Origin of the sequence: Bradyrhizobium viridifuturi (genome assembly GCF_001238275.1) — a bacterium.
Classification (GTDB): domain Bacteria; phylum Pseudomonadota; class Alphaproteobacteria; order Rhizobiales; family Xanthobacteraceae; genus Bradyrhizobium; species Bradyrhizobium viridifuturi.
This window is the reverse complement of the sequence record NZ_LGTB01000026.1, coordinates 1-26,981: the sequence shown is the minus strand read 5'-3', so window position 1 is coordinate 26,981 and position 26,981 is coordinate 1. Positions and strand designations below refer to the sequence as shown.

Here is a 26,981-nt window from a genome sequence, read left to right as displayed (position 1 = left end):
TCAGTGCAGTTCCTTCAATGCGGTCTGGACCGGACGGGCCAGGCGCCGCTGCAACGGCCATCGGCGCCAGGAGAACTCCCGGTTGCGGGTCAACCCGCTCGGCAGGTACATCAGGATCACGATGGTGATGATGCCGATCGCGATCTCCTGGGCACCGTTCGGCAAACCGACGGTATGCCCGCCGATGCTGATGCCCTTCTCGAGATCGCGGAACAGCTCGATCAGGACCGAGATCGCGACCACGCCGGAGACGGCGCCGCTGAGGCTGTACATGCCGCCGACCACCAGCATCGACAGCGTGATGAAGGTGGTCCGCAGATAGAATGCGCCGGGATTGACGATGCTCAGGAAGTGCGCGTACAGCGCGCCGGCGAGCCCGATGATGAAGGCGCTGACGACGAAGGCGATCAGCCGCTCGCGGACGATGTCGATGCCGGAGGCGCTGGCTGCGACCGCTTCGTCGCGGGTGGCGCGCAGCGCGAGGCCCGAGCGGGAGATCGAATACAGATAGGCGATCGCGATCGCCACGGCGCCGCCGATCCATCCGGTCCAGACGTTCATGGTGGGTGGAATGCCGACGATCGAGCCTTGCCCGCCGGTCACCGAGTCCCAGTTCGAATAGACGTTGTTGATGACGCCGAGCAGGCCGAAGGTCGCGATCGAGGCGGCGATGCCCGACAGGCGCATGATGACGCGCCCGACGATCAGCGCGAACAGGGCGGCAAATATCCCGGAGATCGGTGTCGCCACCCACATCGGCAGCTGTGCATGGAGCAGCCACGCCGGAAGGCCCTTGAGCGTGATCGATTTCATGACCGGCGGAATGGTGAGCCATGCGGTCATGTAGGCGCCCAGGCACATGAAGCTGATATGGCCGAACGACAGCAGGCCCGAATTGCCGACGAACACGTAGAGGCCAACCACCACCATGATGTTGATGAACATCTCGACCACGGTGCGGTTGAAGGCCCGGCTGCCGAATTGATAGGAGAGGGCAGCCATGATGAGCAGCGCCACGATCAGCACGATCGGCGTGATGATCGTTTGCCGGATGACGGACGGCCGCTGCGACATCGATCAGACCCTCTGCTTGGCGGATTTCGGTGCGAACAGGCCCTGCGGCCGCACCAGAAGGACGACGATGACGGCGCCGTAGACGAACGCGTCGCGGAACACGCGGGCGTCGTGCGGCAGGGTCGCCTGGAACACGACGCTGGCCGCACCGATCAGGAAGCCGGCGGCAACCGCGCCGGGAATGCTGCCGAGGCCGCCGATTACGGTCGCGATGAACGCGATCAGCATCACGTTGGCGCCCATGCCGATGTCGGCGGTGCCGGAATTCGTCGCCAGGATCAGCCCGATCGCCGCCGCCAGCATGCCGCTGATGGCGAAGGCCAGCAGGATCACGCCATTGGCGCGGACCCCGAGCATGCGCGCCATGGTGAAATTATCGGCGGCCGCGCGCATCTCGAGCCCGTAGCGTGTGCGCTTGAGGAACAGGACGAGGATCACCAGCACCGCCAGCGTGATGATGATGGTCACGACTTGGAGCATCGGGATGTGGGCGCCGAGGAATTCGACTGGCAGGCCGAGGCTCGGCCACAGCGTGATCGACTTCGGCCGGCTGGAGAACAGCATCAGCAGGAGATGTCGGATGACGAAGCCGAGCGCGAAGGACGCGATCATCATCGTCGCCGGATTGGTGTTGCGGAAGCGCCGGAAGACGACGATCTCCGACAGGATCGACAGCGCGGCGCCGGTCAGGAGCAGCAGCGGGATCAGAAGATAGAACGGCAGCTGGCCGGCAAAGACCACCGCCGCCGCATCGATCGACGGCCACAGCATGGCGAACACGCAAAAGGCGATGAAATCGCCATGGGCGAAGTTGACCAGCCGCATGACGCCGAAGATCAGGGCGATGCCGAGCGCTCCCAGCGCATAGAGGCTGCCGAGGCTCAGCGCGTCGAAGATGATCTGGAGCAACTCACGCATCTCAGTGATCTCCGAAGCCGAAATAGCTCTGCTTCAGGCGATCGTCCCTGACCATGTCGGCGGCGGAGCCCTCCAGCACGATGCGCCCGCCCCGGATCAGGACCATCCGCCCGCCCGTCATCATGGCGCGCGTCGAACTCTGCTCGACGATCAGGAGGGTGAGCTTGCGCAGTGCCCGCAGCCGCAGCAGGATTTCGTAGACCTGGTCGATGATCTTCGGCGCAAGGCCGAGCGACGGCTCGTCAATGGCCATGATGCGGGGCGCGGCCATCAGCGCGCGGCCGATCACCAGCATCTGCTGCTGGCCGCCGGAGAGCATGCCCGCCGGGGTGTGGCGGCGCTCGGCCAGCATTGGGAATTCTTCGTAGATCTGATCGAGGTCGTCGGCGATTGTCCTGCGGTCGGCGCGCATGCCGGTGCCGACCTTCAGGTTCTCTTCGATCGTCAGCGCGCCGAAGACGTTGCGTCCCTCCGGCACCAGCGAAAATCCGCGCCGGGCGATGTCTTCGGGCGCGGCGCCGGCAATCCCCACGCCATCGATCATGATGGAGCCGGAGGCCGGCGGCACGACGCCCGCGATGGCGCTCAGCAGCGTCGACTTGCCGGCGCCGTTCGGGCCGGTCACGAACAGGATCTCGCCTTCGTCGACCGTCAACGTCACGCCGCGGAGTGCCGTGAGGCGGCCATAGCTGACCGTGATGTCGTTGACGACGAGCGCGGTCATGACGCGACGGCCGCGTCGGCCGGGAGCGGTGCAAGCAATTCGTCGCGCTGCGTGCCCATATAGGCGTGTCGCACCGCATCGCTGTCGCGGATCTGGGGCGGCGTGCCGACCTCGATGATTTCGCCGGAGTCGAGCACGAAGATGCGTTCGCAGAGCTCGAGCACCAGCCCGATATTGTGCTCGATCAACAGCACGCCGACATTGAGCTCGCCCGCGATGCGGCGAATGATCGCGGCAAGCTCGTGGCTCTCATGCTCCGACATGCCGGCGGCGGGCTCGTCGAGCAGCAGATAGCGCGGCGTGCACATGATGGCGCGGCCGATCGCGACACGGCGTTCGTCCGTATAGGGCAGCGCGCCGGCGATGGTGTTGGCGAGATGCGAAATGCCGAGCCAGGCCAGGACCCGTTCGGCCTCGCTGATCGCGTCGGGCCGGCCTTGGCCGAGGCCGACGCCGGTCACTTCCAGGTTGTCCATGACCGGCAGGTCGCGGAAAAGTCGGCCTGACTGAAAGGTTCTCGCCACGCCTTTGCGTCGCAGCATGTGCGCTGCAATGCCGTTCAGCGTTTCGCCTTCCAGCTCGACGGTGCCGGTGCCGACCGGCTGGAAGCCGGTCAACACATTAATAAGAGTGGTCTTGCCGGCGCCATTGGGCCCAATCAGTCCGACGATACGCCCGCGCGGCACGGCCAGTGTAACGTCGGACAGCGCTTTCAGGCCTTCGAACTGGACGCTGACACTGCGAGCGACCAATTCCAAACCATCGGACATCATCCCAACGCCTTCTCACCCGGAACCGACGGATTGATTTTTCCGTTCCGTCGCGGGATTGTAAAATTCGAAATATCGTTCGCTGATATCGGAAATTTTTATGTCTCTGACGTTCCGTCAAGTCCGGCATTTCATCGCGACGGCGGAGAGCGGCCGCGTGTCCGCGGCCGCGGCGGCCTTGAACGTGACGCAGTCGGCGGTCACCTCGTCGATCAAGGCGCTCGAGGCCGAGCTCGGCCGCAAATTGTTCGACCGCCATTCCAACGGCGTGACGCTGACCTTCGACGGCCACGAATTCCTGCAGCGCGCCCGCGCGATCGAGGCGAGCGTGTCGGATGCGACACGGGGGCCGCATCGCTGGGGAACGCAGGTCGACGGCACGGTCGACGTGGCGGTGAGCTACACCGTTGCCGGATATTTCCTGCCGCCGCTGCTGACGCGGTTCTGGCGAACCTTTCCGGGCATCACGGTCCGGCTGCACGAGTTTCAACGCGATGCGATCGAGCAGAGCCTGATCAGCGGCAGCGTCGATGCGGCGATCATGCTGATCGCGAACCTGCACGACCGGCACTCGATTCGCTCGCGGTTGCTGTTGCGCTCGCCGCGGCGCTTGTGGACCTGCGTCAATCATCCGCTGCTGCGCAAGGACAGCGTCAAGCTGGCGGATCTCGCGAGCGAGCCGTATCTGATGCTGACCGTCGATGAGGCCGAACGCTCCGCGATGCGCTACTGGCAGCACACGGCGTACGTTCCCAACGTCATCTTCCGCACCCTGTCGGTGGAGGCCGTGCGCAGCATGGTTGCGACCGGGATGGGGATCACGATCCTGTCGGACATGGTCTACCGTCCCTGGTCGCTCGAGGGACATCGCATCGATCTCAAGACGCTTGACGACGATGTCCACACCATGGATGTCGGATTGGCTTGGAAGGGCAACGCGACGCTTTCGCCGGCGGCCCGCGCCTTCTGCGAGTTCGTCGCGCATTCCTATCCGGGATCGGAGCCGTTCAAGCTCGACTGACGTCCCGGATGGCAGCACCGCGTGTCCGCACGACAGGGCGCCATTCCAATTCAGCCATGGAATTGCCTGACCGGATGGTCAATAAATGATGGTTCGGATGCGGCCCAGCCCGGCCGGTGTTCCGGAACCTTGCCGTTGAGCGACATCCTCTGACGAAGGCCGGACGGCGGCCGATGGAACGGAACGACATGGCCCGATCGCGCGCCAAGGACTACGACGACAAGCGCCTCTCGATGCTGCATCGCTCGGCCGAGCTGTTTGCCGCATCGGGATATGTCGGCACGTCGATGAACACGATCGCGGATGCGTGCGGTGTCTCGAAGGCGCTGCTCTACCACTATTACCCGGACAAGCAGGCGATCCTGTTCGATATCCTGTCGTCGCATCTCGAGACGCTGCTGGCGGCGGTTCGCAAGGCGAGCGCGTCGGCCGGCGATCCCATCGAGCGCTTCAGGACAATCGTTGGCACCCTGCTCGAGCTCTACCGGCATGCCGACGCCGAGCATCAGGTCCAGATCGCAAGTCTCAAGCTGCTGCCGAAGGACAAGCAGCAGCCGCTGCTTGCGAGCGAGCGGATCCTGGTCGGGATCATGTCGGATGCGCTCGCCGCGGCGGTGCCGGCGGCGAAGCAGAAGCGCGTGCTCAAGCCGCTGACGATGAGCGTCTTCGGCATGCTGAACTGGCACTATATGTGGTTTCGCGAGGGCGGGCCGATGACCCGCGCCGAATATGCCGACTTTGTCGCGCAACTGGTGCTGGCCGGTGCCGCGGATGCCGCCGCCGCCCGGCCGCGCAGCAAGGCAAAGCCGGCCGGCCGCAGCCGGCAGGCGGAATTGCTCTGAAGCGGGCCTCTAGCCCCGCATCGCATTCATCGTCAGCAGTTCGTAGGTCGCCGCGGTCTCGCCGGTGCCGGTCGTGATCTCGACGTCCCAGCGCACCTCGCCATACTGCTTGTTGCGCGGTGTCTTCTCCTTGGCGGTCAGCCGTACCTGGATCTGTTCGCCCGGTTGCACCGGCTTCACGAAGCGCAGGGAGTCGAGGCCGTAATTCGCCAGCACCGGACCATAGTCGGGATCGACGAACAGGCCGGCCGCGAACGACAGCAGCAGATAGCCATGCGCGACGCGGCCCGGGAAGAACGGATGCCCCTTGGTCGCTTCCTCGTCCATGTGGGCGTAGAAGGTATCGCCGGTGAAATGCGCGAAGTGCTCGATGTCGTCGAGGGTGATCTGCCGCGACTTCGAGACCAGCGTGCGGCCGATCTCGAGATCGTCGTAGTGATAGCGGAACGGGTGCAGGTCGCCCTCGAGCACCGGGCTGCCCTTGAGCCAGCGGCCGGTGACACCGCTCAGCATGCGAGGGGAACCCTGCAACGCGGTGCGCTGCATGTAGTGTTGCAGGCTGCGGACACCGCCCAGCTCCTCGCCGCCGCCGGCGCGGCCCGGCCGCCGTGGACCATCTGCGGCATCGGCGAACCGTGCCCGGTGTGCTCGGTCGCGCAGTCGCGGTCGATGATCGCGACACGGCCGTGGAAGCTGCCGATGCCGAAGGTGAGCTCGGCCGCGGCCTGGATGTCGTGGGTGTAGACCGATGCGACGAGGCTGCCGCCGCCGCGATTGGTCAGCGCGATGGCTTGGTCCAGCTCGTCATACCCCATCACGGTGCAGACTGGTCCGAAGGCCTCGATCTCGTGCACCGCGGTTGCCGCGACCGGCTTGGCACAATGCAGCAGCAGCGGCGGGACGAAGGCGCCGCGCCTGGCGTCGGCATCGACGAGGGGGAAATTGTCGGGATCGCCGGCCACCAGCTCCGCCTCCGTGCGCAGCTTCGTGACATGGGCGAGCACGTCGCTGCGCTGGCCGAGTCCGACCAGCGGTCCCATCCTGACCTTGTCGCTTTCGGGATTGCCGATCACGACCTTCGCCAGGCGGTCGCGCAAGGCCGTGATCACGGCGTCGAGCTGCGCTGACGGCGCCAGCGCGCGGCGGATCGCGGTGCATTTCTGCCCGGCCTTGACCGTCATCTCCTTTGCCACTTCCTTGATGAAGAGATCGAACTCCGGGCTTCCCGGCTCGGCGTCCGGAGCAAGGATCGCTGCATTCAGGGAGTCGCGCTCGGCGATGAACCGGACAGCTTCGCGCGCAACGACCGGATGCCGTTGCAGCTTCTGGGAGGTGTCGGCCGAGCCCGTGAACGACACCACGTCCTGGCAGGTGAGATGGTCGAACAGGTCGCCGGTCGATCCGACGATGAACTGGAGCGCGCCTTCCGGCAGTGCACCGGATTCGGTGATCATCCGCACGAGCTCGTAGGCGACGTAGGCGGTGACCGTCGCGGGCTTGGTGACGACGGGAACGCCGGCGAGCAGCGCGGGCGCCAGCTTTTCCAGCATGCCCCAGCACGGGAAGTTGAACGCGTTGATGTGCAGGGCGACACCGTGCAACGACGTCACGATGTGCTGACCGGCAAACGCGCCGCCCTTGGAGAGCCCTTCGACATTGCCGTCGAGCAGATATCTCGTGTTCGGAAGCTCGCGGCGTCCCTTGCTGGCATAGGCGAACAGCGTGCCGATACCGCCATCGACGTCGATCATGGCGTCGGTGCGGGTGGCGCCCGCATGGAGCGACAGCTTGTAGAGCCGGTCCTTGTGCTGGCTCAGATAGTCGGCCAGCGCCTTCAGCAGGCCCGCACGCTGGTGGAACGACAGCTTGCGGAGATTCTTGCCGCCGACCGCGCGGCCATAGGCGAGGATCTCGCGCATGTCGAGATCGCTCCTGGTCGCGAGCGCCACCACGTCGCCGGTGACGGCGCTGTGAATCTCGGCGGCCGGATCGCCCGCGCCGGACCACTTGCCGCGAACGAAGCTGTCGAGTTTCATGACGTTGTCGGACGCCCGAGCGCCGCTGGATTGGGGCTGTGTCATCGAAGTCGAATCCTCTGACTTGTGATCAATGTTGCGTCTTGCCTTGCGGGCGGAACGTTCAATCGGTGTCAGGCTCTTCCGGCGAAACGCGGTGCGCGCTTGTCGAGGAAGGCGGTGACGCCTTCGGCATAGTCCGCCGATCGTCCGGCGCGGCCCTGCAGGTCGCGCTCGAGTTCGAGTTGCGCATCGAGCGTGTTGGTCTCGGAGGCATCGAGCGCCTGCTTGATCAACGCAAGGCCGTCGGTCGGCTGCGTCGCGAGCGAGGCGGCGAGGGCGTGGGCCTCCGTGGCCAGCTCGGAATCCTCGACCATCTTCCAGATCATGCCCCACGCTTCCGCCCGTTCGGCGGAGATCGGCTCGGCCAGCAGGGCCAGCGCTCGCGCCCGCGCTCCGCCGACCAGCCGCGGCAAGAACCAGGTGCCGCCGGAATCGGGGACGAGGCCGAGCTTCGCAAAAGCCTGAATGAACTTGGCCGACCGTGCGGCGATCACGATATCACAGGCAAGCGCCACGTTCGCGCCGGCGCCGGCGGCCACGCCGTTGACCGCGCACACGACCGGCATCGGAATGCTGCGCAACTTGCGCACCAGCGGGTTGTAGTATTTTTCGATCGGCGCTGCGAGATCGGGCGTCTCGCCGGGGGTGAAGACGCCGTCCGAGAGATCCTGCCCGGCGCAAAAGCCGCGTCCCGCTCCGGTCAGGATCAGCGCGCGGCAGGATTTGTCCTGTTCTGCCGCGATCAGCGCGGCCATCAATGCGGTATGCAGATCGGCGCTGAACGAATTCAGGCGGTCGGGTCTGTTGAGCGTCAGGACGCGATATCCCGCGCGGATATCGGTCAACACCAGATCGCTGACCATGATTACCTCCCGTTCTCGGCTTTTGATGATTGAGATCGCATGACCTGCGACTGGATTACTATTGACCGTCCGGTCAGTCAATTATAATTCTCCGCGCTCCGATGCGGACAGGGTCTTCGGGCTGATCGGAGCGGGGACAATTTTAGTCCCGGCCGACGAATTTCGGACCGACAACCCATCAAGATCGGAACAATTTCGTGCGCCGTGCCAGCACCGCGTATTTGCGATGCTTATGCAGAGACGCTTGACAGTTGTCAGATCGAGGCATCGGCGGAACCCGCGAAAGGTTCACGTTTGCGGGCACGCCGCATGGCCCCCATGCCGCGTGAGCGCCGCCACAAATCAGCCGCATATCAACGGCGACGTCCGCCGCCATGAGGGCAGGCCTATGACAATGCAGTCGGGCGATATCGCGGGGTTTCGGTTCTCGACTGCGCATTTCGGCGAGCGAGATCGCTTGCCGGTGTTTCGCGAGCAGATCGGGCGGATGATCGTCAAGCTCGATCCAGAGCCGCTCGACGACGGGGCGTTTCATGCGGAAGCGCACGTGCGCGAATTGTCCGGGCTCGGCATCGGATCCTGGGCGTGCAGCAATCTCAAGATCGCAAGACCGCGCGAACTGCTCGACGGCACCGACGACCTGGTGCTGACGATCATCACCAGCGGCAACACCCGCGCCTCGCAGCGCGGCCGCGACATCGAGCTCAGCCTGGGACAGGCCGTGCTGCAGTCGAGCGCGGAGGCCGGCGATATGTTGGTCCCGATGTCGCCGAGCCGTTTCGTCGGCCTCAGGTTGCCGCGCAAGGCGCTCGCATCGCTGGTTCACGATCCCGAGGATATGTTGATCCGTCCGTTGCCGGCGAACACCGAAGCCATGCGCCTGCTCGCGCTCTATGTCCGGGAGCTCGAAGACAGCTATCAGTTGGCAACTCCCGAACTGCGCGGTGCCGTCGTCAAGCATCTGGTCGATCTCGGCGCGCTGATCATCGGCGCGAACCGGGATGCAGCGGTTGCCGCCGAAGACGGCGGGCTGGCGGCCGCGCGGCTTGCCGCGGTCAAGGCCGACATCAATGACAATCTCGGCTATGGCGATCTCACTTTGCCCGCGGTGGCGGCCCGGCTGAAGCTCACGCCGCGCCATATCCAGAGGCTGTTCGAAAGCGCAGGTTCGACCTTCTCGGAATTCGTGCTCGGCCAGCGCTTGGCGCGCGCGCATCATCTGCTGACCGATCCACGCCACAGCGGCACCACCATCGGCACGATTGCGTTCGAAGTCGGGTTCGGCGATCTCTCTTACTTCAACCGCACCTTCCGCCGGCACTACGGCGCAACGCCGTCGGATATCCGCGCAGTGCCGCGAATGCGCTAACCGACGTCGATCTTCGATTGCAACTCATCGCGTCCCGCCCCGTTGCGGAAAACGATGAAGGCAAACAGGGCAGCTCCCACGAACACGACGAGCGAACCGACCACGACGACGGGCCGGTAAGTCGGGCCACCGATCCGGATGGCCGCAATCCCGATTGGAAAGATGACGGCCCCGATCACGGAGAGCCAGGCCTGAATCCTGGCAAGCGGACCGGTGGCTGCGGCTGGAAACGCATGGTAGTAAAGCCCGGCAAGGAACAATCCGACGAATCCGAGCAGGTTGAGATGAGCGTGGGCGGGCGCCAGCGTGAAATCCTCGGCCACACCCATGCCGATGCCGAAGCCGATCCCGACGACAAAAAGTACGACGCTGATACGCAAGAGATTTGATGCGAGCATTGCTCCTCCGTTTGGTGAACTCGATGCCATCCCTTGTCCCATGCCCGAAAATTCCTAAGCCGTGTGTGCTTGGCAACTTGCCGGCCGACCCTTAGGCGTCTCTGAAACGCGATGCATGGACTGATGCGACATGCATTTGGACGGAGACGACATCGTGCACAATCGAGCCCGGCGTTGCGGAGCCGCCACAAGTCAGCCGCGGATCGCGAGCGCTGTGCCGCGGCACCAAGAGAATCGATGATGCCAAACGCTTCGGATGGGACGACGTTCTCGGAATTTGTGCTCGACCAGCGGCTGGCGCGCGCACATGGCTTGCTGGTCGATCCACGCCGCACCGGCCGCAGCATCAGCACCATCGCATTCGAGGCGGGGTTCGGCGACTTGTCCTACTTCAACCGCGCGTTTCGCCGGCGCTACAACGCGACGCCGTCGGACATCCGCATCGCGCCGCGCCGTTTCTGACGGAACGCACGCCTCGGGCTGTGGTTGTGGCCATTGCCTACGGCTCGCCGCAGCCCGGCACCCGCCGGATCTGTTCGATCAATCGCTGCTGCCGCTCAGCGGACAGCACGCTCTCATTCGCGCACATCAGCATGGCGACGCATGCAGCCTCCGGCTCGGAGGGCCAGGCGATGGTGCCGTCGATCGCGCCGTCGCATTTGCGGTAGGCATTTTTAGCGTCCCAGCGGATCGCGACTTCGGATGTGAGCGTCGAAGCGGCCATCACGATCAGTGCTGCTCCGATCAACAGGAGCGATCGGGATATCCGCCGATATGATCCGCGCATGCCGCTTGTCCATCCTTATGAGGGTCGTCGACGAAACAGGAGCGTCCGAGGCGGGCGATCATTAACGGGCAGCCTGCCTGCCTACAACATTGCCGTCGGACGACCATACGACGGGCGGAGACAAGTTCGATTCAACTCGTGGACCGATGTCGCATATGTCCAAGTCAGTGTCGCATCGGTCCGTGCCGCACGTCCGCGAAGCACATAAAAGGTAGCTTCCGTCTGATCGCGACAGGAAGAGTCCTTGCCATTCAATATCGTTCGCAGCGACGGCGCGCGTGCGCGTGCATCGATACCGGATTCGGAGAAAGATCACGACTCAGCGAACCGGCTCGGCCTTGCGCGCACTCATTCAGGTGGGATTGCGCTCATGTCGGTTTCGTTCATTCGATCAGCATCGATGATGGTCTGCATTCTAGCGGGAATAGCGCCGATCGCCACCGAGGCCGCCGGTGCGAAACCTGTGCTCAGGATCGAAAACGGGTTCCAACAGACCGTCGCGGTCTCACCCGGGAGCGAACTCTCGTTTGGACCACCGCGGCGATCGCCGATCCGGCCTGGTGGCACCAGCGCCGGCGAAATCACGATCTCGCTTGCGGCCGGCGCTGCCGCCGGCATTGCCAAGCTGCATGTTTTCGAGCGCAGTGCTGTGCCGATCGGATTCATGGCAACTGCCTGGCAGGGCCGGAAATCGATCGCTGTCGTAAAGCTGTGCGGTCATCTCGAGATGGACAGTTGGGTCGTGCTGCCGATCGAGACGACGCACGTCGACGTATCCGATTTCTTCCCGGTCAAGGATGGATGCGACTGATGACCGGGAGTTTGCTCCCCCAATCAAGAGAGAAGGAATGACCATGCCTCCGATAGCCAAAGGGGCTTTTCCAGTCCTGCTTGCCATGCTGATGCCCTGGTGCGCGCGGGCGAACGACACGTCGGCTGCACTGGAAACCGGGGGGCTGCGTTTCAAGCAGGACCCCGACATCGTGATGCGCTCCGAGGACCTGTTCATTTCCGAGAAGGAGATCCGGATCGTCTACCGGTTCTTCAACACCGCGGCCACCGACAAGACGATCATGATCGCGTTCCCGATGCCCGATATCGCCGGCACCGAGGGCGACGAGAATATCGGACTGCCGACCGATAATCCCGAGAACATCTTTGATTTCCACGTCACGGTCGACGGCAAGGCGGCTGCGCCGCATCTCGAACAGACCGCGCTCGCGAACGATGTGGATCAGACCGCGCTGCTGCGGAAGCTCGGCATTCCGTTGATGCCGATCAGGGGGCCTGCCGGCGATCTGCTCGACAAAGTGCCGAAATCGAACTGGCCGGAACTCGTCAAGCTCGGCGTCGGCGCGATCGAGACCTATGGGTCGGGTGGCCCGATGCAGGATCATCTGGTGCCGACCTGGACGTTGCGCTCGGCCTATACCTGGACGCAGACCTTTCCCGCCGGCAGGGAGATCACCTTCGAGCAGACCTATCGTCCGAGCGTCGGTGGCTCCGTGCAGACCATTATCGGCGCCGACAACTGGCGCAGCAATCCGGAAGCCAAGAGCTTCCTGGCGTCGTATTGCATCGACGACGATCTGGTCCACTCGATCGAGCGCGCGCGTGCGACGAGACGCGCTCCCTATCCGCCGTTCAGCGAACGGTCGATTGCCTATGTGCTCTCGACCGGCGCCAACTGGGCGGCGCCGATCGGGGATTTCCATCTTACCGTGGACAAGGGCGAGCCCGCCAATTTCGTCAGCTTCTGCGCCGAAGGCGTCAAGAAGACCGGACCGACCCGCTTCGAAGTCCGGCACACGAACTTCACGCCGTCGCGAGATCTGAAGATTGTGATCTTCGTTCCGAATCCGAATTAGGCAGGCAAGGAGCATGCAATGAAGGCGAACATTGCTGAGTGATGTCGCATGCGTCCCGATCGCCGTCGCCTCCGTCCGAGCCTTGCATCGCCGAGGCGATTAAAAGGGCGGCTCCGGTGGATCACCTTGTGCGGGCGATCGACAGCGATGCTGCGAGGCAGCTATGATTGACACCATCCGATCTTCCTTCGTCGATGCTGCCGCGGCGCTCGCGCCGCTGGTTCAGGCATCCGCGCAGGAGAGTGAGCGTTCGCGGCGGCTGGCCGTCCCGCTGGTTGAAGCGATGGCGCAGGCCGGGCTCTTCCGGCTCTGGATTCCGCGCGCCATCGGTGGCGAGCAGGCCGACCCGGCGACGCTCGTTCGTGTGGTCGAGGAAATCTCGCGCGCCGATGGTGCCGCAGGCTGGTGCATGGCCATCGGCGGCGTCTACGGCGTGTTCGGCGGTTATCTCGCGAAGGATGCCGCACGAGAAATCTACGGCAGCGACCCGTTGGTTCGAACCGCGGGAGCCTTGCGGCCGTTCGGCATCGCGAAGGTCATTGACGGCGGTTATCGCGTCACGGGCCGCTGGCCGCTCGGAAGCGGCTGCCAACACTCCGGCTGGATGATCGGAAACTGCCGGATATTCGACGGCGATCAACCGCGCTTGCATCCTGACGGCACCCCGGTGATGCGCTTCATGATGTTTCCGACCGCGCAATGCGAGATCTTCGACACTTGGCACAGTATCGGGCTGCGCGGCACCGGCAGCCATGACTATGGGATCGCGGATGCTTTCGTGCCATCCGTGCGCTCGCTCTCGTTTCGCGAGCCGCCGGTGGAGCAGGGGCCGCTCTATGCGTTTCCGACCATTGCGCTGTTCGGGGCGGCGCTCGCGGCCGTGCCGCTCGGGATCGCCCGCCACGCCATCGACATCCTGGTCGGGCTTGTCGGACGTAAGATCGCGGCGCGCTCGCGCAAGCTGCTCACCGAGGATGCATTGGTCCAGGCGGATCTCGGACGTGCCGAGGCCTTGCTGGGCTCGGGTCGGGCTTTTCTCTACAGCACGCTGGGAGAAGCATGGCAGGCGATCAGTGCCGGCAAGGCACTCAGCGTTGCCGAGCGCGCCACGCTGTGGCTGGCATCGACCCATGCGGCCAACGCGGCCAAGCAGGCCACCGAGTTGATGTTCGGCGCCGGCGGCTCGGCCTCGCTCGACGTGAGTTGCGGGCTCGAACGCTGCGTGCGCGACGTCCATGCTGCTGTCCAGCACCTGGCATTGGCGCCAGCCAACTATCAGATGGCAGGTCAAGCGCATCTCGGCGCGGACATGCGGTCGACACCCCTGCTGTTCTCGGATGACCGCGGTGATGCATGCTCCCTGTCAGCCGCTCAGTGAACGGTCGATCGCCCGTGGACTTGAGGCGGTCGTGAAGCCGGCGCTCTGCCTGCTTCTCTGGATTGGCGCGTTGATTGCCCCGGCATCGGCGCAGTCCACCGATCCGCGTCATCCGGTCGTGCTCGGCGTCGGGATCAATCGCGCCAACATCACCAATGATGTCCGTGGCCATTACTACACGTTCATGGCGGGGCCGGGCCATGTCGATGTCGAACTCGCCTTCAAGGAGATGGGCGTGTTCGGCCGTCCGCTGCCGCAGCATCTCAACTTCGACTTCTCGAACGCGGACGGCGTTCGGCTGTCCCACATCGAAGTGCTGTCTCAGGGCATCATCGCGCGCCGGCATACCGATGCCGATCTGCCGGCGCGACAACGCATCAATCTGGCGGTCTCGACGCAATGGGGCGCGATCAAGATCGGCGGCTATTACGAGATCGAGTTGAAGGGCGCCGTCGAGGCGGCCGCACCGGTCGGAGCCGGCGTCAAGCCGGAAGAGTCAGAGCCGCTGGTGCGGCCGTGATGTGCTGTCACGCACACAAGGTGGCTTCTTGTACGATTCGAGCACCAATGCACGGCAACGTGTTTCACATTGTTGCCCGATGTCGCATATGTCCAATCCCCCGTCGCCCCAGTCCGAGCCTGCGGGCTGCCGCGCGCATACAAGGCAGCCCCCGGTGATCGTCGCACCCGGCGATTCCAGTCGATTGCGATGCATTGAGGCGACTTGAGACCATCGAGGAGAATGTGATGAAGTTTGCACTTCGAGGATACTTTCTTGCGCTTGGCGCGAGCCTGGCCTTGTCCGGCGCAGCCATGGCGCAGGATATCAGTGTTGCAGTGGTCGGGCCGATGACCGGTTCGGAGGCGAGCTTCGGCCAGCAGTTCAAGAACGGCGCCGATCTCGCGATTGCCGACATCAATGCGGCCGGCGGCGTGCTCGGCAAGAAGCTGAAGCTGGAAGTCGGCGACGACGCCTGCGATCCGAAGCAGGCAGTGTCGGTTGCCGAGAAGATGGCGAGCGCGAAGATTCCGTTCGTCGTCGGGCACTTCTGCTCGTCGACGTCGATTCCCGCCTCTGACGCGTATGCCGAGGGCAATGTCCTGCAGATTACGCCGGGCTCGACCAACCCGCTGTTCACCGAACGCGGGCTGTGGAACACGTTCCGCGTCTGCGGCCGGGATGACCAGCAGGGCATGGTCGCGGCCGCCTATATCATCAAGAACTACAAGACCAAGAACATCGCGATCATCCACGACAAGACGACCTACGGCAAAGGCCTTGCGACGAAACCAAGAACGCCATCAACGCGGCGGGCGTGAAGGAAAAGCTCTATGAAGCCTACACCAAGGGCGACAAGGATTTTGCCGCGCTGGTGTCCCGCTTCAAGAAGGAGCAGATCGATTTCGTCTATGTCGGCGGCTACTACGCCGAAGCGGCGCTGATCCTGCGTCAGATGCGCGAGCAGGGCGTCAATGCCGTGCTGATGGGTGGCGACGCCTTGGTCGACAAGCAGTTCGCGGCGATCGCGGGTCCGCTTGCCGAGGGCTCGCTGTTCACCTTCTCGCCGGATCCGCGCAAGAAGGTGACCGCGGCCGCGACCTTGAAGAAGTTCAAGGACAAGGGCATCGATCCGGACGGCTATACGCTCTACAGCTATGCCGCGTTCCAGATCTGGAGCCAGGCAGCCACCCGCGCCCAGACCACGGACGCCAAGAAGGTCGCAGCCGCCATCAAGGCCGGAAGCTGGGACACCGTGCTCGGCAATATCAGCTACACGCCGAAGGGCGACATCACGCTGATCGACTATGTCGTGTACCGCCGCGACAAGGACGGCAACTATGCCGAGCTGCCGGCCGCCGGTCAATGATCGCTGGCCGCGACATCGGCTCATCTCCCTGATCGATGTCGCGGCTGTGCCGGCTCACAGCGCCAACGGACCAACCCTCAGCCAGCCCCGGAGGTGTTGGCGCTGTGACGCCAGGCGGCAACGCTACCAACTGATTTACCCAACGACTGCCATCGCCGGACGTCGTTCGACGGCAACGGAAGAGAGCAACACGTGTCTGACATGAGTCTGAGCAATGGCGGCGGTCGTTCTGGCGAATGGCGTGCCGCGGGGGAGTCCCAAGGGTCGTCTCAAGGATCGTCGCAAGGGCCATCGCATTCCTATCCGCTGCTGGTGCGCGATCACGGGCTTGGCACCGCGCTGAAACTGTTGCTCGAGACGCTGCCTTATGCGCTGGCGCGATGGGGCGTGCTGCTGGGCTTTGCCGCGGCGTGCGCCGTGTTCGCCTTTGTCGTCGTAGGCGGCGCGGTCTGGCTCGGCACCCATGTCGCCAGCGTGTTCGGCTATTGCTGGCTGCTTGGCACGCTGCTGCTCGGCGGATGGATCTGGGGCGCCGTCCTGCGCTACACGCTGCACATGATCGCCTGCGGCCACGTCGCCGTGCTGACCGAGCTGATCACGCATGGCCGCATCGGCAACGGCACCGAAGGGCAGTTTGCCTATGGCCGCCGGATCGTGATGGACCGGTTCGGCGAGGTCGCGGTCCTGTTCGGGCTCAACGCGCTGATCCGCGCCGTGCTGCGCGCGTTTCACAATGCGCTCGATAGTCTCGGCGATTGGCTGCCGGCACCCGGCATGAAGGCGATCGTCGGCCTGCTCAACACCATCCTGGCAGCGGCGACGCGCTATCTCGACAAGGTGGTGCTGTCCTACGATCTGGCGCGCGGCGGCGATCATCCCAGCCGCAACATCCAGGACGGCCTGGTCTATTATTGCCAGAACGCCCGGCCGATCCTGACCACGTCGGTTTGGATGGTTATCGTCGAGCGCATCCTGAGCATCCTGCTTTGCCTGCTGCTGCTGGTCCCCGCCGGGCTGGTGACGGTCTGGTTGCCGGAGGCGGTCAGGGAGTACGGCGCAGTGGTCACCGTGTTCATCGCGGCTTTGCTGGCGGTGACGATCCGTGCGGCGTTCATCCAGCCGCTGTTCCTGATCTGCATGATGATCCGCTTCCACGCGCTGATCGAGAACCAGCCGATCAATTCGACCTGGGTCGGCTATCTCGACGGCCTCACCGACAAGTTCCGGCAGATCGGGCGTTGAGACCGGCGGGTGTCGTGCTGAGTTGCCCGCCGCCCGGTGTCGATCGCGTTTCGTAACGGAGATGTTCGTTGACCGATATCACGCTCGATAACCGCGGCGTCGGGCTTGCCGCTTCTGTTGATGGCCCGACGGACGGCGAACCGCTTCTGTTCCTGCACGGCCTGTCGTTGAGCCGGGACACATGGCAGGAGATCGGCGGTCGGCTGAAGGATCGATATCGGGTCTGGACCTTGGATTTCCGCGGCCACGGGCACTCGGACCGGGCCGCAAGCTATGCGCTCGCCGGCTATGTTTCCGATGCAGAGGCGGCGCTCGCCGCGATCGGACGCCCGGCGGTGATTGTCGGTCACTCGCTCGGCGGCTGCGTTGCAGGCGTGCTGGCGCAAGGCGGCGATGCCAATGTGCGTGCCGCCTTTCTCGAGGATCCGCCGTGGTATCTGGGGCAGCCGGGGGAGTGGGAGACATCGGTCTTCCCAAAACTGTTTTCGATCGTCAGCGCGCGTCAGGCGACATGGCAGCAAGCGCGTGCACCGCTCGGCACATACCTTGCGTTCGTTGCGGACTCACCGACGCCGATGGGCGGGATCGGCGGCGATCACTTCAACCCTCGTCATCTGTTGAGCCATGCCTCTGCGCTGCAGCGGCAGGACGGGCGATGCTGGGCGGGCGGAAACGTTGCGGGCTCGGTTCTTGCGGCGATCGCGACCGGGCGGGAATTCCTGTGTCCCGTCCAGATTGTCCAGGCCGATCCGAGATGCGGGGCAGCGTTGCTGGAGGGCCACGAGGTCCGCTTCGCGCGCGACAATCCGCGCGCCGGCATCGTTCGCTATGAAGGTTGCGGCCATTCACCCCACCGCGCCATCGCGTTCGAGCAGCGCTTTGCGGCCGATCTGCAAGCGTTTCTGGCGCGCCTGCCGTCGCAGTGAGCACGGCCGCAATTGGCACCTCTGATTCACGAACCGAAGGTGGGACCATCCATGCAAGAGACGTCCGGCTACGATCCCTACTATGTGATGGGGCGCTCGACCGCGGAGACTGACCGGCTCAAGCGCCAGTCACAGCTCTACGATTCGTCGACATGGCAACTCCTGAAGGAGGCCGGGCTTTCGCCGGGCATGAAGGTGCTCGATGTCGGAAGCGGCGCGGGCAACGTGTCCTTCATCGCCGCGGGCCTGGTCGGCGAGAGCGGCGCGGTCGTCGGCGTCGACAGCAATCCCGCCATCGTCGCGGAGGCTGCGGCTACGGCGCGCTCGCTCGGCCTGCGCCAGGTGTCGTTCAGGGCCGGCGACATCAACACGATCGAGCTGGAACGGGATTTCGATGCGGTGGTCGGCCGGCTGGTGCTGATCTATGTCGGGGATCCCGCGGCGCTGGTTCGACGCTTGCTTGCCCACGTCAAGCCCGGCGGCATCGTGGCGTTCCAGGATCTCGACTGGGGCGAGGGGCCGATCGCCAATCCACCGTCGCCGCTGCTGTCACAGGCATGGGGCACTGTGAAGGAGATGTTCCGCCGGGCCGGGCTCAACAATCGGATGGGCTTTGCGCTGCACGGCGCCTTCGTCGCCGCCGGGCTTCCCGCGCCGCGCATGAGCTTGTTCGCGCCCGCCGGCGGCGGCGCGGATTTCGACGGCTATGACTACATGGCGAGCGGCCTGCGCAGCAACCAGCCGCATATCGTCAAGCTCGGCGTCGCCACCGAAGCTGAGCTGGCGCTGGACAGCTTTGCCGAACGCCTGCGTGCCGAGGTGGTTGGCATGCAGGGCGTCTTCGCGCTGCCGACCTTCGTCGGCGCCTGGTCGCGCAAGCCGCCGGACTGATCACCGCGGCGCCGTCAGACATTCTGCGCAAAGCGCGTGGTGCCCGCGACCGGCGCGAGCCATGTCGCGGCGTGGTCGGTGTAGATTTCGATCTGCGGCCGCAAGCCGTCCATGCTGTCGAGCGTGCCGGCCTTGACCACGACCTTGCCCGGCATCAGCGCGGTCCTGGACAGGATTGGCGAGCCGCAGCCGCTGCAGAAGTGACGCTCGACCGGGTGGCCGCTGTCGCCGTTGTCGATGAAGACCGCGGTCTTGCCGGACTGCTGATAGTCGGTCTCGCGGACCACGAGGTTGAACGAAAACAGGCTGCCGCTCAGCCGCCGGCAATGCGTGCAGTGACAGATCGCGATCCCGCGTGGTTCGGCCTTGAGCACATAGCGCACCGCGCCGCATTGGCAGCCGCCGCTTCGATCCTGCATGATGTTCCCTCTTAAATCCCGGCCCGACAAATCCGGCTCAGACACCCGCCACCGCGTCGACGAAGGTCGCAGCCGATTCCCTTAGCTGCTTGCGGCTGTAGCCGGCGCGCTCCATCACGGCGAGGCCGCGCGTGAAGGTCACGATGACCCGCGCCAATCGGTTGGCGTCCGCCCCGCGCCGCCTGCCGTGAGCCGCGCTGAGGGTCTTGCCGATCAGTTGTTCGAGCCGGCCCAGCACGTCCTGCACGCGCTGCCGTACCTCGGTGCTCGAGATCGCCGCATCGAGCGCGGTACGCGTCGTCAGGCATCCGCGCGCCGGCGAACCGTCGGTCATGTTGACGATGATCATGTCGAAGAAATTTCGCAAAGCGGTCGCTGCGTCGGCGTGATCGAGAGCATAACCGGCCGCTTCCAGGAATTGCCCGGTATATTGGTCGAAGGCGCGCAGGAAGATCGCTTCCTTGTCGCCATAGGCGTTGTAGAGGCTGCCGCGCTGCACGCCGGTGGCCGCGGCAAGGTCCTGCATCGTCGCGTCGCGCAGGCCCTTGCGCCAGAACACGTCGAGCGCGGTCGCAATCACCTCGTCCTCGTTGAACTGACGTACACCTGCCATGCGACTCGCTCCGTGGGATCATTCTTGACATCATCGTCAAGATTGACAATTGTGTCAAGAATGATTGTCTCAGGAGTTCGCGATGATTACCGCCGTCACGTCGTTCAGTCTGCCCAAGCCGATCACGCGCGAGCAAGCGCGCGCCATCTTCCTTAGCACCGCGCCGATCTATCGCGGCGTACAGGGGCTGCTCCGGAAAACCTATCTGCTGTCCGAGGACGGCATGACGGCCGGCGGTATCTATTTCTGGAACTCGAGGAGCGAGGCCGAAGCGCTGTACACCGATGCGTGGCGCGCCCGCGCCCGCGAGAAGTACGGCGCCGATCCGACGGTGACCTATTTCGAGAGTCCCGTGGTGGTCGACAACGTTGCCGATCGGGTCGTCTCCGACGGCTAGGAAGGCGTCGTCACCTCGGGTTGACAATGGTACGGAACTTTCGGCCCGCTTGGCGGCTAACTGTCCGCATATGGCACGCGGCGCGCATGCGCTTGTGCTCGGCCAGTCCGCGAGGCTAGTCTCCCTGCAAGCAAGAAGACTGCAGGGAGCCGTCACGGTGAACCAAACTCCATCTTCACATCCAGCGCTGCCCCGCCGCAGGCTCGGTCGCACCGGGCTCGATGTCTCCATTCTCGGCTTCGGCACCGCGCCGCTCGGTGATCTCTTCGCGCGGCTCGACGACACCGCCGCGATCGCCGCGATGGAGCGGGCGTTTGCGCTGGGCGTGAACCTGCTCGATTCCTCGCCGCTCTACGGCCATGGCCTAGCCGAGCATCGCTGCGGCACTGCGCTGCGGCGCGTGGCGCGGGACGACATCGTCGTATGCACCAAGGTCGGGCGCTGGATGGACCCGTTCCACGGCCGCGGTGACGGCTCCAATTTCGTCGGCGGCCAGCCGCATCGCGCGGTGGTCGATTATTCCTATGACGGCACCATGCGCTCGGTCGAGCAGTCGCTGCTGCGGCTCGGCACCGATCATATCGACCTGCTCCTGATCCACGACGTCGACGTCTGGACCCATGGCACTGAGGCGATCGAAGCCAGGTTCCGCGAGGCGATGGAGGGCGCCTATGTTGCGCTCGACAGGCTGCGCGCCGAGCGCGTGGTCAAGGGCATCGGCATCGGCGTCAACGAGGCCGAGATGTGCGTGCGATTCGCCAAAGCCGGAACGTTCGACACCATGCTGCTCGCCGGCCGCTACTCGCTGCTCGAGCAGCCGGCGCTCGCCGAATTCATGCCGCTGGCGGAGAAGCAGGGCATCGGCTTGATGCTCGGCGGCGTGTTCAATTCCGGCATCCTGGCGACCGGCGCGGTGGCCGGCGCCAAGTACAATTACAAGGACGCGCCGGCGGACGTGATGCAGAAGGTGGCGGCGATCGAGCGCGTCTGCCGCGCCCACGGGGTGGCGCTGCCGACTGCCGCGCTGCATTTCGCGCTCGGCCATCCGGCGGTCGCAAGCGTCGTGCTCGGCGCGCAGACGCCGCAGGAAGTCGAGCGCAACGCCGCGGCGCTCTCGGCTCCGGTACCCGCCGCGCTGTGGCATGACCTGAAAACCGAGGGGCTGCTCGACCAGCATGCGCCGGTGCCGGCATGATGCGGATCGACGCTCATCACCATGTGTGGACTTTGGCGCGCGCCGACTACGGCTGGCTGACGCCCGAACGCGGGCCGATCTATCGCGACTTCGGTCTGGCTGACCTGATGCCGCATCTCGCGGCAGCCGGGATCGAAGGCACGATCCTGGTGCAGGCCGCGCCGACCGAGGCCGAGACGGCATTCCTGCTCGACGTCGCCAAGGGGGCCGAGCAGGTGCGCGGCGTGGTCGGCTGGATCGACTTCGATGCGTCCGATGCCGCGGGCCGGATCTATGCGATCGCCGGGCGCGAGCTCCTGGTCGGGCTGCGGCCGATGGTGCAGGACATCGCCGACGATGACTGGCTGCTGCGCCCGGAACTGGCGGCGCCGCTCGAGGCCATGGTGCGGCACGACCTCGTCTTCGATGCACTGGTGCTGCCACGCCATCTGCCGCGGCTCGTCCAAGTGGTCGATCGCCATCCCGACCTGCAATTCGTGCTCGATCATTTCGGCAAGCCGCAGCTCGCCACCGGCGACATCGCTGGCTGGAAGGACGACATCGCAAACCTGGCAACCCGATCCAACGTCGTCTGCAAGCTGTCCGGGTTGGCAACCGAGGCGGCGGCGAACTGGCAGGTCAAGGATCTGCGCGAGGCCGTCGTTCATGCACTCGCATGCTTCGGGCCGCAGCGGATGCTGTGGGGCAGCGACTGGCCCGTCGTCAATCTCGCCGGCGGCTATGCGCAATGGTTCGCCGCCGCGGAGAGCCTGCTGGCTGATTTGTCAAGTGACGCGAAGGCTGCGATTTTTGGCGGCAATGCTGCGCGCATCTATTTGTCAAGCCGCGGACGGCCGGCATCCCGGAAATAGATTGCCGCCTGCGCCTCATTTGATCCACAGCGCGCCTTGATGAATCAATCCGGGATGGTTCATAAGCGGCGTCCGCGCCGTCGGTGATCCGCGGCGCAACGGGGTGAGAGAGAATAGCGTGGCCAAGATTCATCATCAGATTGCGCAGGAGCTGGGAGTTCGCGACGAGCAGGTCGAGGCGGCGGTGACGCTGCTCGACGGCGGCGCCACCGTGCCGTTCATCGCGCGATACCGCAAGGAGCTCACCGGCGCGCTCGATGACGCGCAGCTGCGCACCCTGGAAGAGCGGCTGACCTATTTGCGCGAGCTCGAGGAGCGCCGCACCGCGGTGCTCAATTCGATCCGCGAGCAGGGCAAGCTCGATGCCGCGCTCGAAGCCCAGATCTTGGCCGCCGACAGCAAGGGTCGTCTGGAAGACATCTACCTGCCGTACAAGCCGAAGCGCCGCACCAAGGCCGAGATCGCCAAGGAGGCCGGGCTCGAGCCGCTCGCCGACCTCCTGTTGACGAAGCCCGAGAACGAACCGAACGCCACCGCTGCGCCCTTCGTCAATGCCGAAAAGCAGGTCGCCGACGTCGCCGCGGCGCTGGACGGCGCGCGCGCAATCCTGGTCGAGCGCTTCGCCGAGGATGCCGACCTGATCGGCGCGCTGCGTGAGGAGATGTGGTCGAACGGCATCATGGCCTCGACCGTCCGCACCGGCAAGAAGACCGATGGCGAGAAGTTCAAGGACTATTTCGACTTCTCCGAGCCGCTGCCGAAGCTGCCGTCGCACCGCATCCTGGCGCTGTTCCGCGGCGAGAAGGAAGAGATCCTCGACCTTGCGATCAAGCCGGAAGCGCAGGAGCCGGTGATCGGCCAGCCCGGCCTCTATGAGCTGCGGATCATGAATCGCTTTGCGATCTCGAGCCAGGGCCGCAAGGGCGACAAATGGCTGACCGAGACCGTCCGCTGGGCTTGGCGCACCAAGATCCAGATCCATCTCAACATCGATTTGCGGATGCGGCTGTGGACCGCGGCCGAGACCGAGGCGGTGCGTGTGTTCGCCTCGAACCTGCGCGATCTGCTGCTGGCGGCCCCGGCCGGCCCGCGCGCCACCATGGGGCTCGATCCCGGCTATCGCACCGGCGTCAAGGTCGCGGTGATCGATGCGACCGGCAAGGTGGTGGCCCACACTGCGATCTTCCCGCACGAGCCGCAGCGGCGTTGGGACGAATCGCTGGCCATCCTCGGCAAGCTCGCGATCGAGCATGGCGTCGAGCTGATCGCGATCGGCAACGGCACGGCCTCGCGCGAGACCGACAAGCTCGCGACCGAGCTCGTGAAGCGGCTGCCCGAGCGCAAGATGACCAAAATCGTGGTCTCCGAAGCCGGCGCGTCGGTCTATTCGGCCTCCGCCTTCGCATCGAACGAACTGCCCGATCTCGACGTCACCATTCGCGGCGCGGTCTCGATCGCGCGGCGCCTGCAGGACCCGCTGGCCGAACTGGTCAAGATCGATCCGAAGGCGATCGGCGTCGGCCAGTACCAGCACGATCTCGGCGAAGCCAAGCTGGCGCGCTCGCTCGATGCCGTGGTGGAAGACTGCGTGAACGCGGTCGGCGTCGATGCCAACACCGCCTCGGTGCCGCTGCTCTCGCGGGTGTCGGGCATCGGCCAGGGGCTAGCGCAGAGCATCGTGCAGCATCGCGATGCCAACGGCCCGTTCAAGTCGCGCAAGGCACTGAAGGACGTGCCGCGGCTCGGGCCGAAGGCCTTCGAGCAGTGCGCCGGCTTCCTGCGCATCAGCAATGGCGAGGATCCGCTCGATTCATCGGGCGTGCATCCGGAAGCTATCCGGTGGTGCGCCGCATTCTCGAGGCGACCAAGAGCGATATCAAGGCGCTGATCGGCAACGCCGATGTCGTACGCGGGCTCAAGCCGCAATCCTTCGTCGACGACACGTTCGGATTGCCCACCGTCACCGACATCCTGCGCGAACTGGAGAAGCCTGGCCGCGATCCACGTCCCGCGTTCAAGGCGGCGGTGTTCAAGGACGGTGTCGAGGAGGTCAAGGACCTCAAGCAGGGCATGATCCTCGAAGGCACCGTGACCAACGTCGCCGCGTTCGGCGCCTTTGTCGATATCGGCGTGCACCAGGACGGGCTGGTGCACATCTCGGCGATGTCGCGGAATTTCATCAAGGACCCCCGCGAAGTGGTGAAGCCGGGCGACATCGTCAAGGTCAAGGTTCTGGACGTCGAGGTCGCACGCAAGCGCATCGCGCTGACGCTGCGGCTCGACGACGAGGTCGGACCGAAGAAGGACAACGCGGGACCGTCACGCGATTTTTCGCGCGGCTCGGCCAAGATGACATCGTCTGCTCCGCGCCGTCCGCAGGAGCAGTCTGGCGGCGGCGCGCTCGCCGACGCGCTGCGCCGCGCCGCCGAGAAAAGCGGGCGCGGCAAGCCGACCTGAGAGCAGACCAGGGCGGCGAGCCGTACTCGTCGCCCCTCATTTCCGTTACAGCTTTCCGGCCGCGAACCGGGCGAGCGCAGCCGCGACGCCCTGGCCGTAGGCCGGATCGGCCTTGCTGCAGTTCGCAACATGCCGTTCCTGGATGTGCTTCGACGCCTGGCCGACCTGGCGCGCGGTGTTGTCGAACAGCGCCTGCCTCTGTGCAGCGTTCATCTTGCGGAACAGGTCACCCGGCTGCCGCCAGTGGTCCTCATCCACGCGATGATCCCAATGTGCGGCCGCGCCTGAGATTTCGAGCAGCGGCTCGTTCAGCTGCGGCTGGTCGGTCCACTCGCCGTGACTGTTCGGCCAGTAAGTCAGCGTCGCGCCGAGATTGCCGTCGGTGCGCATGGCGCCGTCGCGGTGATAGCTGTGGAACGGGCATTTCGGCGCGTTCACCGGGATCTGATGGTGGTTGACGCCGAGCCGATAGCGCTGCGCGTCGCCGTATGAGAACAGGCGGGCTTGCAGCATCTTGTCCGGCGAGTAGCCGATGCCGGGTACGACATTGGCGGGCGTGAACGCCGCCTGCTCGACCTCGGCGAAGAAGTTCTCCGGGTTGCGGTTGAGCTCGAAGTATCCGACCTCGATCAGAGGGTAGTCCGCCTTTGGCCACACCTTGGTCAGATCGAACGGGTTGAACGGGAATGCCTTGGCCTGCGCGTCCGTCATCACCTGGATGAACAGCGTCCAGCGCGGGAAATCGCCGCGCTCGATGCTGTTGAACAGATCGCGCTGATGACTTTCGCGGTCCTTGCCGACCAGCGCCTCGGCCTCGGCATCGCTCAGGTTCTCGACGCCCTGCCGGGTGCGGAAATGGAATTTCACCCAGACGCGCTCGTTGTTGGCGTTGATCATGCTGTAGGTGTGGCTGCCGAAGCCGTGCTGGTGACGGAAGCTCCTGGGGATACCGCGCTCGCTCATCACGATGGTGACCTGATGCAGCGCTTCCGGCAGCAGCGTCCAGAAATCCCAGTTCATGTCGGGATCGCGCACGCCCGTGCGCGGATGCCGCTTGATCGCGTGGTTGAGGTCGATGAAGCGCAGGGGATCGCGGAAGAAGAACACCGGCGTGTTGTTGCCGACCACGTCCCAATTGCCTTCGTCGGTGTAGAATTTCAGCGCGAAGCCGCGGATGTCGCGCTCGGCGTCCGCCGCGCCGCGCTCGCCGGCCACCGTCGAGAACCGCGCGAACATCGGCGTCTGCTTGCCGATCGCCGAGAAGATGCTGGCCTTGGTATAGTGCGTGATGTCGTGGGTGGCGGTGAAGGTGCCGTGCGCGCCGGCGCCCTTGGCGTGCATGCGTCGCTCAGGGATCACCTCGCGGTGAAAATGCGCGAGCTTTTCGATCAGCCAGACATCCTGCAAAAGCGCCGGCCCGCGCGGCCCCGCCGTCATGATGTTCACATTGTCGGCAACGGGCGCGCCGGAAGCGTGGGTCAGGAACGGTCTCTTGGTCTCGTCGCTCATCGAAAGCTCCTTGCTGGAAGTCGGCACTCGTCGTCCCGGCTCTGAGGGAAGCCGGTGAAAGACGATTGCGTTACGGCCGGCGCGATGAGGAGGCCCGGTGATCGACAAATTGTGAACCGGATCTGAAATCCCGCCGCGACGACGTCGTTTCCTGGATAAGCCTAAGGTTAAGAAATCGGGGGGATCGATTCAACGCGCGCTACCCGCTGATTCCAGCCAAATGTCCGTCGATCTCGGCCAACGCGGTTGCGGCCCGCGATCCGGTCATTTGCTGCGCATGCCGACGCGCTCGCCAATCCTAAACCCGGTGTCAGAATCTGGCGCATTTGTCAGTTGAAGTTGGCCGCCCGCCTGCGTCTTCTGATCATGCTCGCGTGCGGCGATGCGAGGTTCGCCGCGGTCCCAATCAGGGAGGATTTGATGAAGAGCAGACTTCTCACGTGTCTCACGGCGGCGACACTCGCTGTCAGCGTTGCGCTCGCACCCGCGGCTCTTGCCAGAGGCGGCGGTGGCGGCGGCGGCG

Annotated in this window: 24 protein-coding genes and 3 pseudogenes; 16 read left to right on the top strand and 11 right to left on the bottom strand. The window is 64.9% G+C overall.

The genetic code is table 11. From position 1 onward, the window contains the following. Genes ALC15_RS23130 through ALC15_RS23115 form a run of 4 tightly spaced genes read right to left on the bottom strand, consistent with a single transcriptional unit; the run spans position 1 to position 3,486 of the window. The gene (locus ALC15_RS23130; protein WP_050629246.1) at positions 1 to 1,074 is read right to left on the bottom strand and encodes a branched-chain amino acid ABC transporter permease; all 1,074 of its coding nucleotides are present in this window, start codon (positions 1,072 to 1,074) and stop codon (positions 1 to 3) included. Between the two features lie 3 nt (positions 1,075 to 1,077). Beyond that, complete coding sequence (locus ALC15_RS23125; protein WP_050629245.1) at positions 1,078 to 1,992, bottom strand: branched-chain amino acid ABC transporter permease; 915 nt, start codon at positions 1,990 to 1,992, stop codon at positions 1,078 to 1,080. Position 1,993: 1 nt separating this feature from the next. Then, the gene (locus tag ALC15_RS23120) at positions 1,994 to 2,716 is read right to left on the bottom strand and encodes an ABC transporter ATP-binding protein (protein ID WP_050629244.1); all 723 of its coding nucleotides are present in this window, start codon (positions 2,714 to 2,716) and stop codon (positions 1,994 to 1,996) included. Further along, a complete protein-coding gene (locus ALC15_RS23115; protein ID WP_050629318.1) occupies positions 2,713 to 3,486 on the bottom strand; it encodes an ABC transporter ATP-binding protein in 774 nt (257 codons plus the stop codon). The genes ALC15_RS23120 and ALC15_RS23115 overlap by 4 nt, the downstream gene beginning before the upstream one ends. Before the next feature lie 100 nt (positions 3,487 to 3,586). Here ALC15_RS23115 and ALC15_RS23110 point away from each other — a divergent pair, with 100 nt between their 5' ends. Further along, positions 3,587 to 4,507 carry a LysR substrate-binding domain-containing protein gene (locus ALC15_RS23110; RefSeq protein WP_050629243.1) on the top strand — a complete coding sequence of 307 codons (921 nt, stop codon included), beginning with the start codon at positions 3,587 to 3,589 and terminating at the stop codon, positions 4,505 to 4,507. A gap of 188 nt (positions 4,508 to 4,695) precedes the next feature. Continuing rightward, entirely contained in the window at positions 4,696 to 5,349 is a 654-nt protein-coding gene (locus tag ALC15_RS23105; RefSeq protein ID WP_050629317.1) for a TetR/AcrR family transcriptional regulator, read from the top strand. Positions 5,350 to 5,358: 9 nt separating this feature from the next. Here the strand turns inward: ALC15_RS23105 and paaZ are convergent. Beyond that, positions 5,359 to 7,385, bottom strand: a pseudogene (gene paaZ, locus ALC15_RS23100) (phenylacetic acid degradation bifunctional protein PaaZ). Positions 7,386 to 7,498: 113 nt separating this feature from the next. Further along, the gene (gene paaG, locus ALC15_RS23095; protein WP_050629242.1) at positions 7,499 to 8,290 is read right to left on the bottom strand and encodes a 2-(1,2-epoxy-1,2-dihydrophenyl)acetyl-CoA isomerase PaaG; all 792 of its coding nucleotides are present in this window, start codon (positions 8,288 to 8,290) and stop codon (positions 7,499 to 7,501) included. Between the two features lie 388 nt (positions 8,291 to 8,678). Between paaG and ALC15_RS23090 the strand changes: the two genes are divergently transcribed. Beyond that, on the top strand, positions 8,679 to 9,659 hold the full coding sequence (locus ALC15_RS23090) for an AraC family transcriptional regulator (protein ID WP_063781864.1): 981 nt from the start codon (positions 8,679 to 8,681) through the stop codon (positions 9,657 to 9,659). On the opposite strand, the gene ALC15_RS23085 is transcribed toward ALC15_RS23090, so the two are convergent. Next, on the bottom strand, positions 9,656 to 10,087 hold the full coding sequence (locus ALC15_RS23085) for a hypothetical protein (RefSeq protein WP_244486218.1): 432 nt from the start codon (positions 10,085 to 10,087) through the stop codon (positions 9,656 to 9,658). The genes ALC15_RS23090 and ALC15_RS23085 overlap by 4 nt on opposite strands. 210 nt (positions 10,088 to 10,297) lie before the next feature. Between ALC15_RS23085 and ALC15_RS46420 the strand changes: the two genes are divergently transcribed. Then, positions 10,298 to 10,519, top strand: coding sequence for a helix-turn-helix transcriptional regulator (locus ALC15_RS46420; RefSeq protein WP_094194055.1), 222 nt, complete (start codon positions 10,298 to 10,300; stop codon positions 10,517 to 10,519). A gap of 37 nt (positions 10,520 to 10,556) precedes the next feature. Here the strand turns inward: ALC15_RS46420 and ALC15_RS23075 are convergent, their stop codons facing one another. Beyond that, on the bottom strand, positions 10,557 to 10,781 hold the full coding sequence (locus tag ALC15_RS23075; RefSeq protein WP_128089561.1) for a hypothetical protein: 225 nt from the start codon (positions 10,779 to 10,781) through the stop codon (positions 10,557 to 10,559). Positions 10,782 to 11,088: 307 nt separating this feature from the next. Between ALC15_RS23075 and ALC15_RS23070 the strand changes: the two genes are divergently transcribed. The 8 genes and pseudogenes from ALC15_RS23070 to ALC15_RS23035 all read left to right on the top strand — a co-directional run bounded on the left by ALC15_RS23070 (position 11,089) and on the right by ALC15_RS23035 (position 19,017). Further along, positions 11,089 to 11,655: a hypothetical protein gene (locus tag ALC15_RS23070; RefSeq protein WP_128089560.1), complete on the top strand. Its 567-nt coding sequence runs from the start codon at positions 11,089 to 11,091 to the stop codon at positions 11,653 to 11,655. An 85-nt stretch (positions 11,656 to 11,740) separates the two neighbouring features. Further along, positions 11,741 to 12,712 (top strand): DUF4424 domain-containing protein, encoded by a 972-nt coding sequence (locus tag ALC15_RS23065; protein ID WP_050629237.1) that lies wholly within the window; start codon positions 11,741 to 11,743, stop codon positions 12,710 to 12,712. Positions 12,713 to 12,875: 163 nt separating this feature from the next. Then, positions 12,876 to 14,090 carry an acyl-CoA dehydrogenase family protein gene (locus tag ALC15_RS23060; protein WP_050629236.1) on the top strand — a complete coding sequence of 405 codons (1,215 nt, stop codon included), beginning with the start codon at positions 12,876 to 12,878 and terminating at the stop codon, positions 14,088 to 14,090. Between the two features lie 31 nt (positions 14,091 to 14,121). Continuing rightward, on the top strand, positions 14,122 to 14,610 hold the full coding sequence (locus tag ALC15_RS23055; RefSeq protein ID WP_050629235.1) for a hypothetical protein: 489 nt from the start codon (positions 14,122 to 14,124) through the stop codon (positions 14,608 to 14,610). A 227-nt stretch (positions 14,611 to 14,837) separates the two neighbouring features. Further along, positions 14,838 to 15,958: pseudogene (locus ALC15_RS23050) on the top strand (branched-chain amino acid ABC transporter substrate-binding protein). Between the two features lie 192 nt (positions 15,959 to 16,150). Further along, positions 16,151 to 17,200 (top strand): hypothetical protein, encoded by a 1,050-nt coding sequence (locus tag ALC15_RS23045; RefSeq protein WP_128089559.1) that lies wholly within the window; start codon positions 16,151 to 16,153, stop codon positions 17,198 to 17,200. A gap of 68 nt (positions 17,201 to 17,268) precedes the next feature. Continuing rightward, entirely contained in the window at positions 17,269 to 18,126 is an 858-nt protein-coding gene (locus ALC15_RS23040) for an alpha/beta fold hydrolase (RefSeq protein ID WP_050629233.1), read from the top strand. Between the two features lie 51 nt (positions 18,127 to 18,177). Beyond that, positions 18,178 to 19,017 (top strand): class I SAM-dependent methyltransferase, encoded by an 840-nt coding sequence (locus tag ALC15_RS23035; RefSeq protein ID WP_050629232.1) that lies wholly within the window; start codon positions 18,178 to 18,180, stop codon positions 19,015 to 19,017. Between the two features lie 14 nt (positions 19,018 to 19,031). On the opposite strand, the gene ALC15_RS23030 is transcribed toward ALC15_RS23035, so the two are convergent. Continuing rightward, on the bottom strand, positions 19,032 to 19,436 hold the full coding sequence (locus ALC15_RS23030; RefSeq protein ID WP_050629231.1) for a GFA family protein: 405 nt from the start codon (positions 19,434 to 19,436) through the stop codon (positions 19,032 to 19,034). Between the two features lie 37 nt (positions 19,437 to 19,473). Beyond that, positions 19,474 to 20,049 carry a TetR/AcrR family transcriptional regulator gene (locus tag ALC15_RS23025; protein ID WP_050629230.1) on the bottom strand — a complete coding sequence of 192 codons (576 nt, stop codon included), beginning with the start codon at positions 20,047 to 20,049 and terminating at the stop codon, positions 19,474 to 19,476. Positions 20,050 to 20,131: 82 nt separating this feature from the next. Here ALC15_RS23025 and ALC15_RS23020 point away from each other — a divergent pair, with 82 nt between their 5' ends. The 4 genes and pseudogenes from ALC15_RS23020 (at position 20,132) to ALC15_RS23005 (ending at position 24,949) form a co-directional block, all read left to right on the top strand. Next, positions 20,132 to 20,446 carry a hypothetical protein gene (locus tag ALC15_RS23020; RefSeq protein WP_050629229.1) on the top strand — a complete coding sequence of 105 codons (315 nt, stop codon included), beginning with the start codon at positions 20,132 to 20,134 and terminating at the stop codon, positions 20,444 to 20,446. Positions 20,447 to 20,603: 157 nt separating this feature from the next. Then, on the top strand, positions 20,604 to 21,641 hold the full coding sequence (locus tag ALC15_RS23015; protein ID WP_050629315.1) for an aldo/keto reductase: 1,038 nt from the start codon (positions 20,604 to 20,606) through the stop codon (positions 21,639 to 21,641). After that, positions 21,638 to 22,492, top strand: coding sequence for an amidohydrolase family protein (locus ALC15_RS23010; protein WP_050629228.1), 855 nt, complete (start codon positions 21,638 to 21,640; stop codon positions 22,490 to 22,492). Before ALC15_RS23015 ends, ALC15_RS23010 begins: the two co-directional genes overlap by 4 nt. Before the next feature lie 118 nt (positions 22,493 to 22,610). Beyond that, positions 22,611 to 24,949 (top strand): annotated as a pseudogene (locus tag ALC15_RS23005) (Tex family protein). Positions 24,950 to 24,994: 45 nt separating this feature from the next. Here the strand turns inward: ALC15_RS23005 and ALC15_RS23000 are convergent. Continuing rightward, on the bottom strand, positions 24,995 to 26,458 hold the full coding sequence (locus ALC15_RS23000) for a catalase (RefSeq protein WP_050629314.1): 1,464 nt from the start codon (positions 26,456 to 26,458) through the stop codon (positions 24,995 to 24,997). Positions 26,459 to 26,981 lie beyond the last annotated feature (523 nt).